We start from the raw sequence: 16,808 nt of genomic DNA, 5'->3' as shown, positions 1-16,808 counted from the left end.
CGTCACTTGCTCGCCTGGATCTGATCGAACAGGCCGCCATCGTCGAAGTGCGTGGCCTGTGCCTTGGCCCAGGATCCGAATGCCTGATCGATGGTCACCAGGCGCACCTTCGGCAAGCGCGCCAGGTCGGCGCGGTCGGCATATTCGGGATGGCGAGGCCGGTAGTAGTGCTTGGCCGCGATCTTCTGTCCTTCCGGCGAGTACAGGTACTTGAGGTATTCCTCGGCCACCGCGCGGGTGCCGTGCTTGTCCACGTTCTTGTCGACCAGCGCCACCGACGGCTCGGCCAGGATCGACAGCTTCGGCACCACGATCTCGAACTTGTCCTGGCCCAGTTCCTGCTGCGCCAGGAACGCCTCGTTCTCCCAGGCCAGCAGCACGTCGCCGATACCGCGCTGGACGAAGGTGGTGGTGGCGCCGCGCGCACCGGTGTCCAGCACCGGCACGTTGCGGAACAGCGCGCGCATGTAGTTGAGGATGCGTTCGCGATCGCCCTTGAAGATGTGGTCGGCGTAGGCCCAGGCGGCCAGGTAGTTCCAGCGCGCGCCGCCGGAGGTCTTGGGATTGGGGGTGATCACCGACACGCCGCTGCGCAGCAGATCCGGCCAGTCCTTGATGCCCTTGGGATTGCCCTTGCGCACCAGGAACACGATGGTCGAGGTATACGGCGCGCTGTTGTCGGGCAGGCGCGTGGCCCAGTTCGCATCGATCAGCTTGCTTTTGGCGGCGATCGCATCGACGTCGTATGCCAATGCCAGCGTCACCACGTCCGCCTCGACCCCGTCGATCACCGCGCGCGCCTGCTTGCCGGAGCCGCCGTGCGAGGTCTCCACCGTGACCTGCTCGCCGGGATGCAGTTGCGCCCAGTGCTTGGCGAAGGCGGCGTTGTAGTCCCGGTACAGCTCGCGGGTGGGATCGTAGGAGACGTTGAGCAATTGCGTCTCGGCGGCGGCCGCGGCCCCGGCGAGCGCGCACAACGCGAGCGCGAGGAGCAGGCGCCAGCGGCGCGACGGAAGGCTGGACATGGATGGTTCTCCGGGAAACCCACAGGCAAACGCCGCGGCCAATGCCCGCCGCGGACCATGACGCATGCTGCGCAGCGGCAGGCGACGGGTGAAATGACTTCCGGGCAGCGGCTCATGCCATTTGCGCATGACGACACCGACGCCTGCGGACACCGCGGTAAAATCGCCATTTCTTTCGCCGCGCGTGCCCGTCATGACCGACTCCCGCCTCACCCAGCACTACGCCGAGGAACTGGACGCGATCCGCGCCCAGGGCCTGTTCAAGTCCGAGCGTATCATCGTCGGCCCGCAGGCAGCGGAAATCGTCCTCGCCGACGGCCGCCGCGTGCTCAACTTCTGCGCCAACAACTACCTGGGCCTGGCCGATCATCCCGAACTGATCCAGGCCGCCAAGGACGCGCTGGACACGCACGGCTTCGGCATGGCCTCGGTGCGCTTCATCTGCGGCACCCAGGACCTGCACAAGCAACTGGAGGCGCAGATCGCCGCGTTCTTCGGCACCGAGGACACCATCCTCTACGCCGCCTGCTTCGACGCCAACGGTGGCCTGTTCGAACCGCTGCTGGGCGAGCAGGACGCGATCATCTCCGACGCGCTCAACCACGCCTCGATCATCGACGGGGTGCGCCTGTGCAAAGCCAAGCGCTTACGCTACGCCAACTGCGACATGGCCGACCTGGAAGCGCAGCTGCAGGCGGCCGACGCCGCCGGCTGCAAGACCAAGCTGATCACCAGCGACGGCGTGTTCTCGATGGACGGCTTCATCGCTCCGCTGGACGAGATCACCGCGCTGGCGAAGAAGTACAACGCGCTGGTGCATATCGACGAATGCCATGCCACCGGCTTCCTTGGCGCCAGCGGCCGCGGCTCGGCCGAGGTCAAGGGCGTGCTGGACCGGATCGACATCTTCACCGGCACCCTGGGCAAGGCCATGGGCGGGGCGCTGGGCGGCTTCACCACCGGCCGCCGCGAGGTGATCGAACTGCTACGCCAGCGCTCGCGGCCCTACCTGTTCTCCAATTCGCTGCCGCCGCACGTGGTCGCCGCCGGGAGCAAGGCCTTCGCGATGCTCGACGCCGCCGACGACCTGCGCGCGCGCCTGGTCGAGAACACTGCCTACTTCCGCGAGCGCATGGCCGCCGCCGGGTTCGACATCAAGCCCGGCACCCATCCGATCTGCCCGGTGATGCTGTACGACGCGCCGCTGGCGCAGCGCTTCGCCGAGCGGCTACTGGAAGAAGGGATCTACGCCATCGGCTTCTTCTTCCCGGTGGTGCCCAAGGGCCAGGCACGGATCCGCACCCAGATCAGCGCCGCGCATACCCGCGACCACCTGGACCGGGCGATCGACGCGTTCACCCGCATCGGCCGCGAACTGGGCGTCATCACCGCCTGAGATGCGCGCCGCGCTGCGCCAACGGCTGTTGCTGGCGGCGCAGACCGACGCGCAGGCGGAGTCCGTCCCAGGCGGTTGGCGCAGCCGCTGCCTGCATTGCCGGCGACGCCTGGATCTGCGCGGCGACGGCGAGCCGCTGGGCCACTGCTCGCTCGAACATGTGGTGCCGCAGGCCTGGTTCGGCCGCCGCGCCGCCGCGGCGCTGTGCGCCCAGGTCGGCGACGATCCCAACGACGCGCGCAATCTCGCGCTGGCCTGTGCCGGCTGCAATCACGTCAAGGGCCGCCACCACGATGCGCGCGGGCCGCAGGACGCGCGCGCCCGCGAGGTGGTCGCCGCCCTGCTCAGCGCGCGGCTGGCGCGCTGGCGTCCGCCGCCGGCGCCAACGCCGTGACTTCGACGGCGCTGAGTTCGCGCCATGCGCCCTTGCCCAGCTCGCCCAGCGCCAGCTCGCCGATCGCCACCCGCACCAGCCGCAGCACGTCCAGGCCCAGTGCGGCGAGCAGGCGCCGGATCTGCCGGTTACGGCCTTCGTCCAGCACCACTTCCAGCCAGGCATGGCGTTCGCCCTGGCGCAGCAGGCGCACCTGCTTGGCCCGCAGCGCTTCGCCCTCGGCAACCACGCCGGCGCACATCCGCGCCAGCAGCGCCGCGTCGGGGATCGCATCCACCTGCACGTGATAGGTCTTGTCCGGACCGCTGACCGGATCGGTGACCCGCGCCGCCCACTGCGGGTCGTTGCTGAACAGCAACAGGCCCTCGCTGGCCTTGTCCAGGCGCCCGACCGGGGCCAGCCACGGCAGGCCGGCGCCATCGAAACAGCGGTAGACGGTGTCGCGGCCGCGTTCGTCCTGCGCGCTGGTGACCAGCCCGCGCGGCTTGTTGAGCATTAGGTACAGGCGCTTGGTATCGGCCAGGGCCGCGCCATCCAGGGCCAGCCGGTGGCGGCCCTGCAGGATCGGGAATTCGGGATCGGTGACGATGCGTCCGTCGACGGCGACGCGGCCGGCGGCGATCCAGCGCGCGGCCTCGGTGCGCGAGCACAGGCCCAGTTTGGACAGGGTGCGGGCCAGGCCGTGCCGCGGCGCGGCCGGCGTGGCGTCGCGCGCCGGCGGGCGCGGACGCGCGGGCGCCGTCGGGGGCGACGCCGGACGGCGGGAACGCGGCGGCTTCACCCCTCGCACGGCGTCGACGGGCGCGGCCGCGGGCGGCCGCGCGCCGGACTTACTGCTTGTTGGCCTCGGCCGGAGCCGGTGCCGGCGCTTCGGCGGCAGCCGGTGCCGGCGCCGGACGCGCCTTGACCACGCGCACACCGCGCGCCTTCATCCAGGCGTCGAACTCCTCGGCGGTCATGCGCTTGCCGTTCTGGCTCATGTCGAACCGCCAGGGGGTGTTGTCGAACGCGGTGGCCGGCTTGTAGGCAGCCGGATCGTTCGGCTTCACCGCGCCAGGGGTGGCGTTGGCCAGGCTCTGGCAACCTTCGGCGCGCAACCGCAGCAGCACGCGGTCCAGCGACTGGTCGCTGCTGTAGGACTGGGTCAGCACGCCGCTGGGCATGCCCAACTGCACGTTGCGGCTGAACAGTTCCGAAGCGACCGGCGCGGCGACCGTCGCCGGCAGCGCCAGCGGCTTGGGCAGCAGATCGCCGGAGCAATCCGGTGCGGCGTGGGCCGCAGGAATCAGGGCAAGCGCGAGCAGGCTGGCCGTCACGATACGCAGCATCGGTTTTTTTCCATTCAGGCGAGTCGACGAGCGAGTGTAGGCAGGCCCCGGCGTGCTTTCAACTGTTACCGGCACTACATGCGCTAAATAATTGGGATTGCTGAAAAAGTTCAGCTTGAACGCGTCGCGGGCACAGGTCGGCGCCCGGTCTCCGCGCAGGAGCGGCTTTAGCCGCGATGGGCATTCCTGAGAACGTCTGTCGCGGCTAAAGCCGCTCCTACGGCGATAAGGCGGAGGACAGCGCAACGCATGCCCTACCCCACAAAAACAAAGCCCGGCGCGAGGCCGGGCTTTGCTTGAGACTGGAAGCGTCCGATTAGTTCTGGACGTTCAGCTCGGTACGACGGTTCTTGGCACGGCCTTCCGGATTGTCCGAACCATCCGGGTTGGTGTTCGGGGCAATCGGACGGCTCTCGCCGTAGCCGATCGGACCGACCAGACGCGAAGCGTCCACGCCGTTCTTGGTCAGGTAGTCGTACACGACGCGGGCGCGGCGCTCGGACAGCTTCTGGTTGTAGGCTTCGGTACCCTTCGAGTCGGTGTGACCGGCAACCTCGACGCGCAGGTCGGGGTAACGCTTCAGGATCTCGGTGGCCTCGCCCAGGATCGCCACGGCGTCCGGACGCAGGTTCGCCTTGTTGAAGTCGAAGTTGACGCCCTTCAGGTCGATCGACACCGGCACCGGGCAGCCGTCCGGACCGATGGTCTGGCCAGGCTGGGAGTTCGGGCACTTGTCGTCGCAGTTGTTGACGCCGTCACCGTCGTCGTCCAGATCGGCGCAGCTCGGCGCAGCGGCCGGCGGCGGCGGCGGGGCGACCGGGGCAGCCGGCGGCGGGCCCAGCGGGATCACGACGCCGACCGAGGCCAGCACGTCGCCGAACCAGTTCTCGGACGGAGCGGCAACGCTCTTGTCGTCGAAGTCAGCGCGGTAGGCCACTTCGGCACGCACGGCAACGCGCTTGTCGAAGGTGGTCTGCAGACCGACGCCGGCCTTGGCGGCAAAGTTGCCGTCCTTGCGCTGGCCCGGGGAGACCGGACCGCCGGTGTCGAACTCTTCTTCCGAGCGCTGGTAGCCCAGGCCGAACAGCAGGTACGGGTTCCAGCCGCGGCCTTCCTGGATGAAGTGGCGACGCAGGTCGAACGAGATGCCGTACTGGCTCCAGTTCAGGTCCTGGTTCTTGTCGAAGTTCGGGTTCTGATAGTTCAGCTCACCGTCCAGCGACCAGTTCGGGTTGATGAACTTGCCCAGGCCCAGGGTGACGAAGGGCGCATCGTTGGTGGTGCGGTCCTTGTCCTGGAAGTTGAAACCAGCCGAACCGGTCAGGTACCAGCGGTCGTCGAATTCCTGCGCGGACGCTGCCTGGGCGACGGCCAGACCGCCCAGCAACGCGGCGGTGAGAATTTTCTTGTTCATTAATACAACTCCTTGTTTCGGGGAGATAGAAACCGGTAGAGGCATGGTTCTGTACAGATGTCTCGTCACATCCAGACGGCCGTTTCCGCACGCCATCGCCGCGCACATTATGCGCGGCATAGTGAAGATGGCGTTAACGAGCACGTAACATGTGAAAGTCAACGCCAGCCGCTGCCAGGCCGTGGATACACCCTATACAGCTTGATGAAATCGCGCAATGCGGCAGGCGCGTGACCGTTTGCGGTCGTAGACAAGGACCCGCAGGGCGACCCAGGTCTCACCCCGGCCGCGCCCACGGCGGCGGGTCGGCCAACTCGGCCTGCATGAACTCGACGAAGGCCCGCACCCGTGGCGGCACCAGCCGCCGCTGCGGCATCACCGCGTAGATGCCGGTCTCGGTCAGCGGGTAGTCGGCCAGCACCTGGCATAGCCGTCCCTGCCGCAGGTCCTCGGCCACGTGCCATTCCGAATGCAGGGCGATGCCCTGGCCGTTGACCGCGGCATCGCGCAGCACCTCGCCGAAGTTGGTCTCCAGCGGCCCGGCCACGCGCACCGCGATCTCGCCGTCGGGTGCCTGCAGCCGCCAGGTGTCCTGGCGGCCGTCGCTGCCGGTCAGCAGCAAACAGGCGTGCGCGGCCAGGTCGGCCGGCGTGGCCGGGGTGCCGTGGCGGCGCAGATAGTCGGGCGAGGCGCAGAGCATGCGTCGATTGCCGGCCAGGCGCCGCGCGACCAGGCTGGAGTCGCGCAGGGTGCCGATGCGGATCGCCAGATCGAACCCTTCGCTGACCAGGTCCACGACGTTGTCGCTCAGGTGCACGCTCAGCCGCACCTGCGGATGCAGGGCCATGAAGCGCGGGAGCACGGGCGAGACATACAGGCGCCCGAACGCGGCCGACATCGTCACCCGCAGGGTACCGGCGGCGCTGGCGCCGGCCTGGCGCAGGCCGCCGGCCAGCGATTCCAGGTCCTCGACCAGCGGCCGCCCCTGCTCGGCCAGTTGCAGGCCTTCCGGGGTCGGGTGCAGGCGCCGCGTGGTCCGGTGCAGCAGACGCACACCGAGCGCGCGTTCCAGCCGCTGCAGCCGCTGGCTGGCCACCGCCACCGACAGGTCCAGGCTGCGCGCGGCGGCGCTGATCGAGCCGAGGTCGAGCACGCGCAGGAACAGGGCGATGTCGCCGATCCGGTCCATTGTGTGGATTCCATTGAAAGTCGTTCAATATTTTTACTGTTTTTACTGAAGACATGCAGGCCTAGGCTGCCGTCCTCCCGCCACTTCCGGAGCCGCCGCATGGCCGCCTCGCTCGCCCCACCTCCCCATCCGCCCGCTGCCGGGCGCACGCCGATCGCGCTGTTCGCACTGACCGCGGGCGCCTTCGGCATCGGCACCACCGAGTTCGTGATCATGGGCCTGCTGCTGCAGGTCGCCGCCGACCTGCGGGTCAGCGTTCCGGCCGCCGGGCTGCTGATCTCCGGCTATGCGCTGGGCGTGTTCCTCGGCGCGCCGCTGCTGACCGTGGCCAGCCGGCGCTGGCCGCGCAAGCGCGTGCTGCTGACGCTGATGCTGGTGTTCACCGCCGGCAACCTGGCCTGCGCGCTGGCGCCGAGCTACGCGGCGCTGATGGCGGCGCGGGTGGTGACCTCACTGGCGCACGGCACCTTCTTCGGCGTCGGCGCGGTGGTCGCCACCACCCTGGTGCCGCCGCAGCGCAAGGCCTCGGCGATCTCGACCATGTTCACCGGCCTCACCGTCGCCACCCTGCTCGGGGTGCCGGCCGGCGCCTGGCTGGGGCTGCACTACGGCTGGCGCGCCACGTTCTGGGCGGTGGCGGCGATCGGCGCGCTGGCCACCGTGGTGATCGCCGCGCTGGTGCCGGCCGACCGCGCCGCAACGGCGACCGTGCCGCTGCGCGAGGAACTGCGCGCGGTCGGCCGCGCCCCGGTGCTGCTGGGCCTGGCGACGACGGTGCTGGGCTATGCCGGCGTGTTCGCCGTGTACACCTACGTGCAGCCGCTGCTGACCCAGGTCACCGGGGTGTCCGAGAGTGCGGTGTCGCCGCTGCTGCTGGTGTTCGGCGTGGGCATGATCGTCGGCAACGTGCTTGGCGGACGCCTGGCCGACCGCCGCCCGCGGCAGGCGCTGCCGCTGAGCCTGGGCGTGCTGGCGGTGGTGCTGGCGGCGCTGACCCTCGCCCTGCCCTCGCCGCCGGCGATGGCGCTGGGCATCGGTCTGCTGGGCGTGGCCGCGTTCGCCACGGTGGCGCCGCTGCAGGTATGGGTGCTGGGCAAGGCCGGCGAGGCCGGCCGGCACCTGGCCTCGAGCCTGAACATCGGTGCGTTCAACCTGGGCAACGCGCTGGGTGCCTGGCTCGGCGGCCTGGTGCTCGGCCATGGCGGCGGCTTGTCGCAACTGCCCTGGGTGGCGGCACTGCTGACCCTGGCCGGACTGGCGGTGGCGCTGGGCGCGCTGTGGCTTTCGCCGGCCACCGCCACACGCGCGGCCAATCACGGGGCGGGTTGCGCCGCCGGCGGTGCGGCATGAGCCGGCCGATGGCGACGGCCGCGCTGGCGGCGGCACTGCTGGGCACGGCGATCATGGCGGACGCCGCACCGCGCGACTGGATCGCGACCTGGCAGGCCAGCCCGCAGCCGCTGTGGAGCGCGGACTTCCCGTTCCCGACGCAGACGCCGTTCCACCTGTGGCGGCAGACCGTGCGCCAGGTGGCGCGGGTCAGCCTGGGCGGCAGCGAGGTGCGGGTGGAACTGAGCAACGCCTATGGCGATGCGCCGCTGCACATCGGCGCCGCGTCGCTGGCGCTGGCCGGCGACGGCGCGGCAATCGTGCCCGGCTCGCAGCGGCCGCTGCGCTTCGGCGGCAGGACCGAGGTGACCGTGCCGCCAGGCGCGCCGGTGCTCAGCGACCCGGTGGCGCTGAGCGTGCCGGACCTGGCCCGGCTCAGCATCAGTCTGTACCTGCCGCAGCCGACCGCGCCGTCCACCTTCCATTGGGAAGGCCTGCAGAGCGCCTGGCTGGCCGAGGGCGAGCGCACCGCCGATGCCAGCCTGGCCGACGCGACGGCGCTGCCGGTGCGGCTGTTCGTCAGCGGCATCCAGGTGCGCCGTGCCGATGCCGCCGGCGCGGTGGTGGCGCTGGGCGATTCGATCACCGACGGGGCCGCCTCGACGCCGGGACAGGACCGGCGCTGGCCGGACCAACTGGCCACGCGGCTCGCCGCGCAGCGGGTGGCGGTACTCAACGCGGGCATCTCCGGCGGGCGCGTGCTGCGCGACCGCATGGGCCAGAACGCGCTGGCGCGGCTGGACCGCGACGTGCTGGCGCAGCCCGGCGTGGACACCGTGATCCTGCTGATGGGCATCAACGACATCAGTTGGTACGGCACGCCGTTCGCGCCGGACGATGCGCCGGTGCCGGCCGAGGAGCTGATCGCCGGCTACCGGCAATTGCTGCAGCGCGCGCAGGCACGCGGCCTGCGAGTGATCGGCGCCACCCTCACCCCGTTCGAGGGCGCGCTGCCGGACTCGCCGATCCCCGGCTACTACAGCCCGCAGAAGGAGGCCGTGCGCCAGCAGGTCAACGCCTGGCTGCGCGCCGGCAACGGCTTCGACGCGATCCTGGATCTCGATGCGCTGCTGCGCGACCCCGCGCACCCCACGCGGATGCGTGCGGATTTCGACTCGGGCGATCACCTGCATCCCGGCGATGCCGGCTACGCGGCCATCGCCGAGGCCGCTGCGCAGTTGCTCGGCGCCACCGCGCCCGCTTCCACCTCCGCTGCGACCGACGCCGTCGACACCGACGCGGCGGCGCGCTGACGCCTTCTCTCTCCTCACTCCCCCCTTCGCTATCAGGAGTTCTCCATGGAATACCGTCATCTCGGCGCATCCGGCTTCAAGGTCCCCGTGCTCAGCTTCGGCACCGGCACCTTCGCCGGCTCCGATCCGTTCTTCGCCACCTGGGGCAATTCGGACGTGGACCAGGCGCGGCGCCTGGTCGACATCTGCCTGGAGGCCGGCGTCACCCTGTTCGACAGCGCCGACGTCTATTCCGGCGGCGCTGCCGAATCGGTGCTGGGCGCGGCGATCAAGGGCCGCCGCGACCAGGTGCTGCTCTCGACCAAGGCCGGTTTCCGCTTCGACCGCACGTCGCCCAACAGCGTCGGTTCCTCGCGCTTCCATTTGATCCGCGCAGTGGAGGCGGCGCTGACCCGCCTGAGCACCGACTATCTCGACCTGTTCCAGTTGCACGGCTTCGACGCGCACACGCCGGTGGAGGAAACCCTGTCCACGCTCGACGAGCTGGTGCGTGCCGGCAAGATCCGCTACCTGGGCGTGTCCAACTTCTCCGGCTGGCAGTTGATGAAATCGCTGGCGGTGGCCGACCGCCACGGCTGGTCGCGCTATGTCGCGCACCAGGCCTATTACTCGCTGATCGGCCGCGACTACGAGGAGGAACTGATGCCGCTGGGCCTGGACCAGGGCGTGGGTGCGCTGGTGTGGAGTCCGCTGGGCTGGGGCCGGTTGACCGGCAAGCTGCGTCGCGGCCAGCCGCTGCCGGCCAGCAGCCGCCTGCACGACAAGGCGGTCACCGAGGCCGGCCCGCCGGTGGAAGAGGAGCGCCTGTACCGGGTGATCGACGCCCTGGAGGCCATCGCCGCCGAGACCGGCCGCAGCGTGCCGCAGATCGCACTGAACTGGCTGTTGCAGCGGCCGACGGTCAGCAGCGTGATCATCGGCGCACGGACCGAAGAGCAGTTGCGGCAGAATCTGGGGGCGGTCGGCTGGACCCTCGATGCCGCCCACGTGCAACAGCTGGATGCGGCCAGCGCAGCGGTCCCGGCGTATCCGTACTGGCACCAGCGCGGCTTCGCCGAGCGCAACCCGCGGCCGGTCTGAGCCGCGGCCGTGCCCTCCTTTCCCTCACGTCCAGGAGCCTCCATGAAAGCGGTCGCCACCCTCCATCCCCTGCCGATCGACGATCCGCAGTCGCTGCACGACCTCGACCTGCCGACGCCACCCGCGCCCGGCGGCCACGATCTGCTGGTGCGGGTCGAAGCGGTCTCGGTCAATCCGGTGGACACCAAGGTCCGCGCCAAGGGCGCGAGCGACGGCCAGCCCAAGGTGCTGGGTTACGACGCCGCCGGCGTGGTCGAGGCGGTCGGGCCCGAGGTCGACGGCTTCGAGCCCGGCGACGAGGTCTACTACGCTGGCGACATCACCCGCGCCGGCAGCAACGCGCACTACCAACTGGTGGATGCGCGCATCGTCGCGCGCAAGCCGGCCACGCTGGACTTCGCCCAGGCCGCGGCGCTGCCGCTGACCACCCTCACCGCTTGGGAACTGCTGTTCCAGCGCATGCCGTTCGACTTCGACGACGAACACAACCGCGGCCGCCGCCTGCTGGTGATCGGCGGCGCCGGCGGGGTCGGCTCGATCGCGATCCAGTTGGCGCGGCATGCCGGCTTCGAGGTGATCGCCACGGCCTCGCGGCCGGAGACCCGCGACTGGTGCCTGCAACTCGGCGCGCACCACGTGATCGACCATCGCCAGGCGCTGGCGCCGCAGCTGCAGGCCCTGGGCATCGACCAGGTGGACGCGGCGCTGAACCTGGCCGACACCGACCGCTACTGGCAGGCGCTGGGCGAACTGCTGGCGCCGCAGGGCCACGTCGGGCTGATCGTCGAGCCGAGCGGCCCGCTGCACATCGGCGACCCGTACAAGGCCAAGTGCATCGGCATCCACTGGGAAATGATGTTCGCGCGCGCCCGGTTCCGCACCGACGACATGATCGAACAGCACCGCATCCTGGCGCGTACCGCCAGCCTGGTGGACGCAGGCGAACTGCGCACCACCCTGACCGAGACACTGAGCCCGATCAACGCCACTACCTTGCGCGAGGCGCACCGGCGCCTGGAGTCGGGCAGCACCATCGGCAAACTGGCCCTGGTCGGCTGGGGCTGAGTGGCGCAGCGATCGGAACATTGATGCGACGGCTCTGCTTTGTGCGCGTGGCGGTCATCGGCCGACCGTGACTGATAGCTCAGCTTCTTCTGCTGCTTTTGTTGCTGCTGCCTTCGCTGTTGCTCTTTGCTGTTGCTGTGCTTTTGATCTACCGGGTCCCCTCAGCGCGGCAGACGCGGCGGGGAAAAACCCGAAGGGCGGCGCACATGGATGTGCGCCGTTCGCGGCAGGGGCAGGATGCCCCTTCCGCGAATCCCCGTCGTGGCTGCGAACCTGGAGCGCGCAGCGCGGAAGGCGCGCTGCGGGGTGTGCTTTCTTTTGGTTACTTTTCTTTGCACAAGCAAAGAAAAGTGACCCGCGTCAGCGGAAGCTGTTGCTCTTGCTTCCAAGCGTCATGCTTCAAAATCCCGGAAGGATGTAAAGGCGGCTCAAGGCAACGCCCCTCTTGCCGCCAGCCAGGTTTCACGGCACCCTGCGCCCTTCCGTACGCCTGCGTATCCACGCCATGTCGCCCGCCCCCGGCCAGCCCGACCTCACCCCCACCGCCTACCCGCACCTGTTCGCCCCGCTGGACCTGGGCTTCACCCAGCTGCGCAACCGCATCCTGATGGGCTCCATGCACACCGGCCTGGAAGACCGCGCCCGCGACTTCCCCAAACTGGCCGCGTACTTCGCCGAGCGCGCCGCCGGCGGCGTCGGCCTGATCGTCACCGGCGGCTTCGCGCCGAACGTGGTCGGCTGGCTGAAACCGTTCGGCGGCAAGCTGTCGTGGCCGTGGGAAGTGCGCCCGCACCGGCAAGTGACCGCCGCGGTGCACGCGCACGGCGCCAAGATCTGCCTGCAGCTGCTGCACGCCGGGCGCTACGCCTACCACCCCTTGTCGGTGGCGCCGTCGAAACTGAAGGCGCCGATCAACCCATTCACCCCGCGTGCGCTGTCGGCGCGCGGCGTCGAACGCCAGATCGATGCCTACGCCCATGCCGCCAAGCTGGCGCGCGAGGCCGGCTACGACGGCGTCGAGGTGATGGGCTCGGAAGGCTATCTGATCAACGAGTTCATCGCCCCGCGCAGCAACCGCCGCAACGACGCCTGGGGCGGCGACGCCGCCAAGCGCATGCGCTTCGCGGTGGAGATCGTGCGCCGCATCCGCGCCGCCTGCGGGCCGGACTTCATCATCGTCTACCGGCTGTCGCTGGTGGACCTGGTCGAGGACGGCAGCGACTGGCAGGAGATCGTGCTGCAGGCGCAGGCGATCGAAGCCGCCGGCGCGACCCTCATCAACTCCGGCATCGGCTGGCATGAAGCACGCGTGCCCACCATCGCCACCTCGGTGCCGCGCGCGGCGTTCGCCGCGGTGACCGCCAAGCTCAAGCCGCACGTGCGGCTGCCGCTGATCGCCACCAACCGCATCAACATGCCCGACGTGGCCGAGCGCATCCTCGCCGGCGGCGGCGCCGACATGGTGTCGCTGGCGCGGCCGCTGCTGGCCGACCCGGAATGGGCGAACAAGGCGCAGCGCGGCCAGGCGCAGGCGATCAATACCTGCATCGCCTGCAACCAGGCCTGCCTGGACCACGTATTCGAGAACAAGACCGCCAGTTGCCTGGTCAATCCGCGCGCGGCCGCCGAGACCGAACTGAACTACCTGCCGACCCGCGCGCCCAAGCGCCTCGCCGTGGTCGGCGCCGGCCCGGCCGGCCTGGCCTGCGCCACTGTGGCCGCACAGCGCGGCCACCGCGTCACCCTGTTCGACAGCGCCAGCGAGATCGGCGGCCAGTTCAACGTGGCCAAGCGGATTCCCGGCAAGGAAGAATTCCACGAGACGCTGCGCTACTTCCGCCACCAGATCGACGTCACCGGCGTGGAGTTGCGCCTGCAGACCACCGCCGATGCGGCGCTGCTGGCCGACTTCGACGAGGTGGTGCTGGCCACCGGCATCGTGCCGCGCACCGTGGATTTCCCCGGCGCCGACCATCCCAGCGTGGTCAGCTATCTGGACGTGCTGCAGGGCCGGGTGCAGGCGGCGGACAAGGTGGCGATCATCGGCGCCGGCGGCATCGGTTTCGATGTCGGCGAGTTCCTGGTGCACGCCGGTGCGTCGACCGCGCTGGACCCGGCGCGCTGGATGGCCGAGTGGGGCGTTGACCCGCAGTTCGAAGGCCGCGGCGCGCTGTGCAAGCCGCGCCCGGAGCCGCCGGCGCGCAGCGTGTGGCTGCTGCAGCGCAGCCCGGGCCGGCCCGGCGCGCGGCTGGGCAAGACCACTGGCTGGATCCATCGCGCCACGCTCAAGGCCAAGGGCGTGACCATGCTCGGCGGCGTCGAATACCTGGGTGTGGACGACACCGGCCTGCGCATCCGCGTGGACGGCGCCGAGCAACTGTTGCCGGTCGGGACCGTGGTGGTCTGCGCCGGCCAGGAACCGCGGCGCGACCTGCAGGCGGCGCTGCAGGCCGCCAGCCGCAGCGCGCATCTGATCGGCGGCGCCGACGTCGCCGCCGAACTGGACGCCAAGCGCGCCATCGCTCAGGGCAGCCGGCTGGCGGCGCAACTGTAGGGCGCGCCTCGCACTGGCCGTCGGGAGGCCGCCGGCCGGGGCAGCGGACTTGGTGCTGTCGCATCGCGCGGCTATAAGCCTGGGGCATGCCGCGTCCCTCGCCCCTGCCCACCCTGCCCCGCCTGCCGCAAGCGGCCCTGGCGGCGTACGCCGGCGCGCATTTCGGCAAGAGCCTGCTGTGGTACGCCGGCGAGCTGCTGCTGATCTATTCGCTGACCGAACACGCCGGCCTGCGCGCGATCGCGGCCGGGCTGGTGCTGGCGTTAGGCCTGCTGCTCAGCGCCGCGATCGGCCTCGGCGCCGGCTGGGGCCTGCGTCGGCGCCTGCGCGACGTGGGCAGCGCCGGGCGCCTGCAATGGCATGGCCTGGCCGCCGCGGCGCTGGCACTGTTGCTGGTGTTCGCCACGCCGTTGCTGCCGCCGCCGTGGCGGCTGGGCTACGTGCTGGCGGTGAGCCTGCTGTTCCGGCTGGCCTACGCCGCCTGCGACGTGGCCCAGAACACCTTGCTGAGCCTGGCGCAGTGGCCCTGGCGCGGCCACGACGGCGCCAGCGCGCTGCGCCTGGCCGGCAGCGGCGCCGCGGCCTTGTTGATCAGCAGCGTGGTCGGTGCGGTGCTGGCGCGCGGCACCGATGGCGGCAGCCTGGCGCTGCAGGCCAGCGCGGTGCTGGCGGCCGTGGCGATGCTGTGCGCCTGGCAGTTGCAGCGCGTGCTGCGCCACGCCGCCGTCCACGCGGCACCCGCCGACACCCAGGCCGTGGCCGTAAGCGACCAAGCGCCCTCCTGGCGCGCGATTCCCTGGCAGCCGCTGGCGCTGATCGCGGCGGTCTCGCTGACCCTGCCCGCGTTCACCAAGCTCGCCCCGTACGTGGCCGCCTACGGCCTGCTCTCGCCCGGCTGGGGCAGTGCGGTCCTGATCGCCTACGCGCTCGGCACGGTGCTGGTGCAGCCACTGGCCGCGCGCTGGGGCCGGCAGCGCACGCCGACGCAACGGCTGGCCTGGCTCGGCGGCGCCCTGTTGCTGTGCGCCCCGCTGTTCGCGCTGGCGTTGCCGGCGCAGCCGCTGCTGAGCCTGGCCGCGGCCGCCTGCATCGGCGCCCTCGGCGGCAGCGGCGGGCAACTGGTGTGGGCCTGGCATGCGCAGTGCACCGCCACCCGGGCGGTCGCCGAGCACGCGCTGTGCTTCGCCGCGCTGACCGCCGCCGCCCAGGTCGCGCTGGCCGCCGGGGTGGTGCTGATCGGCCTGCTGCTGGATGCGCTGGACTACCGCGACGGGCACTGCCTGCTGCTGTGTTGGGCGATGGCGGCCGGCCCGCTGCTGTGCGGGGCGTTGTGCCTGCTGCTGGCATGGCTCACCGGGCGCGGCCGATCGCATCCGATCGGCGCCGGCCTGGCGGCGCACGCGAGCAGCGGCTGAGACCGCGGCGCCTGGTCGACGCCGCCGCGATGCACCGCGAGCGAGCGCCTGGCCAGCAGCATCCGCAGCGCGGCGCGCACACTGCGCCCGCCGTTGCAGGCCTCAGGCGAAGAACGCCTGCTGCAGCGGCATCAATGCCGCGCCCAGGGTCACCGCGTCGCCGACGGTGCGGGCGATGCACAACTGCGGTAGCGGCGGCGCCAGGCCGTGGCGGTTGGGCGCGCGCGGGATACGGATACGCTCGATCAGGCGCTGCGCGATCGCGGCCGGCAGGCGCCCGCCGATCACGATCGCCTGCGGATCCAGCGCGTAGGCCAGGTAGGCGCACAGCTGCGAGAACGGTGCCTCGGCCATGTCCAGCCAGGCGTCCACGCCCGGCGTGTGCGTGTCGATCGCGCCGAGCATCTGCTCGACCCCGGCGTAGTCCTGGCCGGCGGCGCGCACCAGCGACAACAGCGCGTCCAGGTTCGGATAGGCCATGCCGCCGACGGTCCAGATGCCACCGAACTCGCCGGCGTTGCCGCGGTAGCCGCGGAACAGCCGGCCATCGGCGATGATGCCGCCGCCAAAGCCGTTGGTCAGGTGCAGGTAGACGAAGTCGCGGCAGTCGCGGCCGACCCCGTACAGGCTCTCGGCCACCGCCGCCGCCGCGCCGTCGTTCTCCAGCGTGACCGCGCCACCCAGGGCCTCTTCCAGGATCGGCACCAGGTCCACCTGGGTCCAATCCTCCAGCGCGGGCGGCCCGGCCATCTGCCGGCCCTGCCCGGTGAAGAACGCCGAGATCGCCATGCCGGTGCCGACCACCCGCGCCGGGTCCACTCGGCTCTCGGCCAGCAACTCGGCACGGAACCGCTGCAACTGCGCCAGCACCGGCGCGCGGCGCATGTCGGCCAGGCCGATGCGGCGCTGGCCGCGCACGTTGCCGGCGAAATCCACCAGCGCCAGCGCCACCACGTCGCCCATCAGGCCGATGCCGAAGGCATAGGCGTAGTCCGGCGCCAGCCGCACGTCCACGCTGGGATTGCCGCGGCCTTCGGCGGCACGGGCGCTGAGCTGGACCATGCGGTCCTGCACGAACCCCTGCAGCAGGCGCGCGACGGTGGGCTGCGACAGGTCCAGGTCGCGGCTCAGCGCCGCCTGGGTCTGCACCCCGGTCTTGAACACACGGTCGAGCAATTGGCGGCCGCCGGCGCTGACGCGCGGCGGGAAATCGGAATGCGGCATAGGCGGGCGCAAAGCGCGATGGATGCACTAACCAAGACAACCTAGCACGTGGACACGGAAGTTTCATACATGATAAATAGTA

14 protein-coding genes are annotated in these 16,808 nt (G+C 70.7%); 8 read left to right on the top strand and 6 right to left on the bottom strand.

Annotated elements, in window-relative coordinates; translation table 11 throughout:
• Positions 1-2 precede the first annotated feature (2 nt).
• A complete protein-coding gene (locus tag AC1PLR_RS04500) occupies positions 3-1,025 on the bottom strand; it encodes a sulfate ABC transporter substrate-binding protein (RefSeq protein ID WP_481102797.1) in 1,023 nt (340 codons plus the stop codon).
• 193 nt (positions 1,026-1,218) lie between these two features.
• Between AC1PLR_RS04500 and kbl the strand changes: the two genes are divergently transcribed.
• Positions 1,219-2,421, top strand: coding sequence for a glycine C-acetyltransferase (gene kbl, locus AC1PLR_RS04495; protein WP_481102796.1), 1,203 nt, complete (start codon positions 1,219-1,221; stop codon positions 2,419-2,421).
• 1 nt (position 2,422) lies between these two features.
• On the top strand, positions 2,423-2,815 hold the full coding sequence (locus AC1PLR_RS04490) for an HNH endonuclease (RefSeq protein ID WP_420009024.1): 393 nt from the start codon (positions 2,423-2,425) through the stop codon (positions 2,813-2,815).
• Here AC1PLR_RS04490 and AC1PLR_RS04485 read toward each other — a convergent pair.
• From AC1PLR_RS04485 to AC1PLR_RS04470, 4 genes are all read right to left on the bottom strand, one after another.
• Positions 2,766-3,596, bottom strand: coding sequence for a pseudouridine synthase (locus AC1PLR_RS04485; RefSeq protein ID WP_481102795.1), 831 nt, complete (start codon positions 3,594-3,596; stop codon positions 2,766-2,768). The two genes, AC1PLR_RS04490 and AC1PLR_RS04485, sit on opposite strands and share 50 nt — an antisense overlap.
• A gap of 49 nt (positions 3,597-3,645) precedes the next feature.
• Positions 3,646-4,143: a hypothetical protein gene (locus AC1PLR_RS04480; RefSeq protein WP_019801306.1), complete on the bottom strand. Its 498-nt coding sequence runs from the start codon at positions 4,141-4,143 to the stop codon at positions 3,646-3,648.
• Between the two features lie 316 nt (positions 4,144-4,459).
• Positions 4,460-5,557: an OmpA family protein gene (locus AC1PLR_RS04475; RefSeq protein WP_481102794.1), complete on the bottom strand. Its 1,098-nt coding sequence runs from the start codon at positions 5,555-5,557 to the stop codon at positions 4,460-4,462.
• 277 nt (positions 5,558-5,834) lie between these two features.
• Complete coding sequence (locus AC1PLR_RS04470; protein WP_420009022.1) at positions 5,835-6,746, bottom strand: LysR family transcriptional regulator; 912 nt, start codon at positions 6,744-6,746, stop codon at positions 5,835-5,837.
• Between the two features lie 99 nt (positions 6,747-6,845).
• On the opposite strand from AC1PLR_RS04470, the gene AC1PLR_RS04465 reads away from it, so the two are divergent.
• From AC1PLR_RS04465 to AC1PLR_RS04440, 6 genes are all read left to right on the top strand, one after another.
• Positions 6,846-8,096, top strand: a complete 1,251-nt coding sequence (locus AC1PLR_RS04465) for an MFS transporter (RefSeq protein WP_481102793.1) — start codon at positions 6,846-6,848, stop codon at positions 8,094-8,096.
• Complete coding sequence (locus AC1PLR_RS04460) at positions 8,093-9,388, top strand: SGNH/GDSL hydrolase family protein (RefSeq protein ID WP_481102792.1); 1,296 nt, start codon at positions 8,093-8,095, stop codon at positions 9,386-9,388. Before AC1PLR_RS04465 ends, AC1PLR_RS04460 begins: the two co-directional genes overlap by 4 nt.
• A 45-nt stretch (positions 9,389-9,433) precedes the next feature.
• Positions 9,434-10,468 (top strand): aldo/keto reductase, encoded by a 1,035-nt coding sequence (locus AC1PLR_RS04455; protein ID WP_481102791.1) that lies wholly within the window; start codon positions 9,434-9,436, stop codon positions 10,466-10,468.
• A 42-nt stretch (positions 10,469-10,510) separates the two neighbouring features.
• Positions 10,511-11,533 (top strand): zinc-binding alcohol dehydrogenase family protein, encoded by a 1,023-nt coding sequence (locus tag AC1PLR_RS04450; protein ID WP_481102790.1) that lies wholly within the window; start codon positions 10,511-10,513, stop codon positions 11,531-11,533.
• A gap of 505 nt (positions 11,534-12,038) precedes the next feature.
• Positions 12,039-14,087: an oxidoreductase gene (locus AC1PLR_RS04445; protein WP_481102789.1), complete on the top strand. Its 2,049-nt coding sequence runs from the start codon at positions 12,039-12,041 to the stop codon at positions 14,085-14,087.
• A gap of 86 nt (positions 14,088-14,173) precedes the next feature.
• Entirely contained in the window at positions 14,174-15,502 is a 1,329-nt protein-coding gene (locus tag AC1PLR_RS04440) for an MFS transporter (RefSeq protein WP_481102788.1), read from the top strand.
• Positions 15,503-15,604: 102 nt separating this feature from the next.
• Here AC1PLR_RS04440 and AC1PLR_RS04435 read toward each other — a convergent pair whose 3' ends face one another.
• Positions 15,605-16,726 (bottom strand): ROK family protein, encoded by a 1,122-nt coding sequence (locus AC1PLR_RS04435; protein WP_481102787.1) that lies wholly within the window; start codon positions 16,724-16,726, stop codon positions 15,605-15,607.
• Positions 16,727-16,808: the final 82 nt, after the last annotated feature.

This window comes from Xanthomonas sp. NCPPB 3570 (assembly GCF_056725115.1).
The sequence above is the reverse complement of the archived record's forward strand: the minus strand, read 5'-3'. Positions and strand labels throughout refer to the sequence as shown.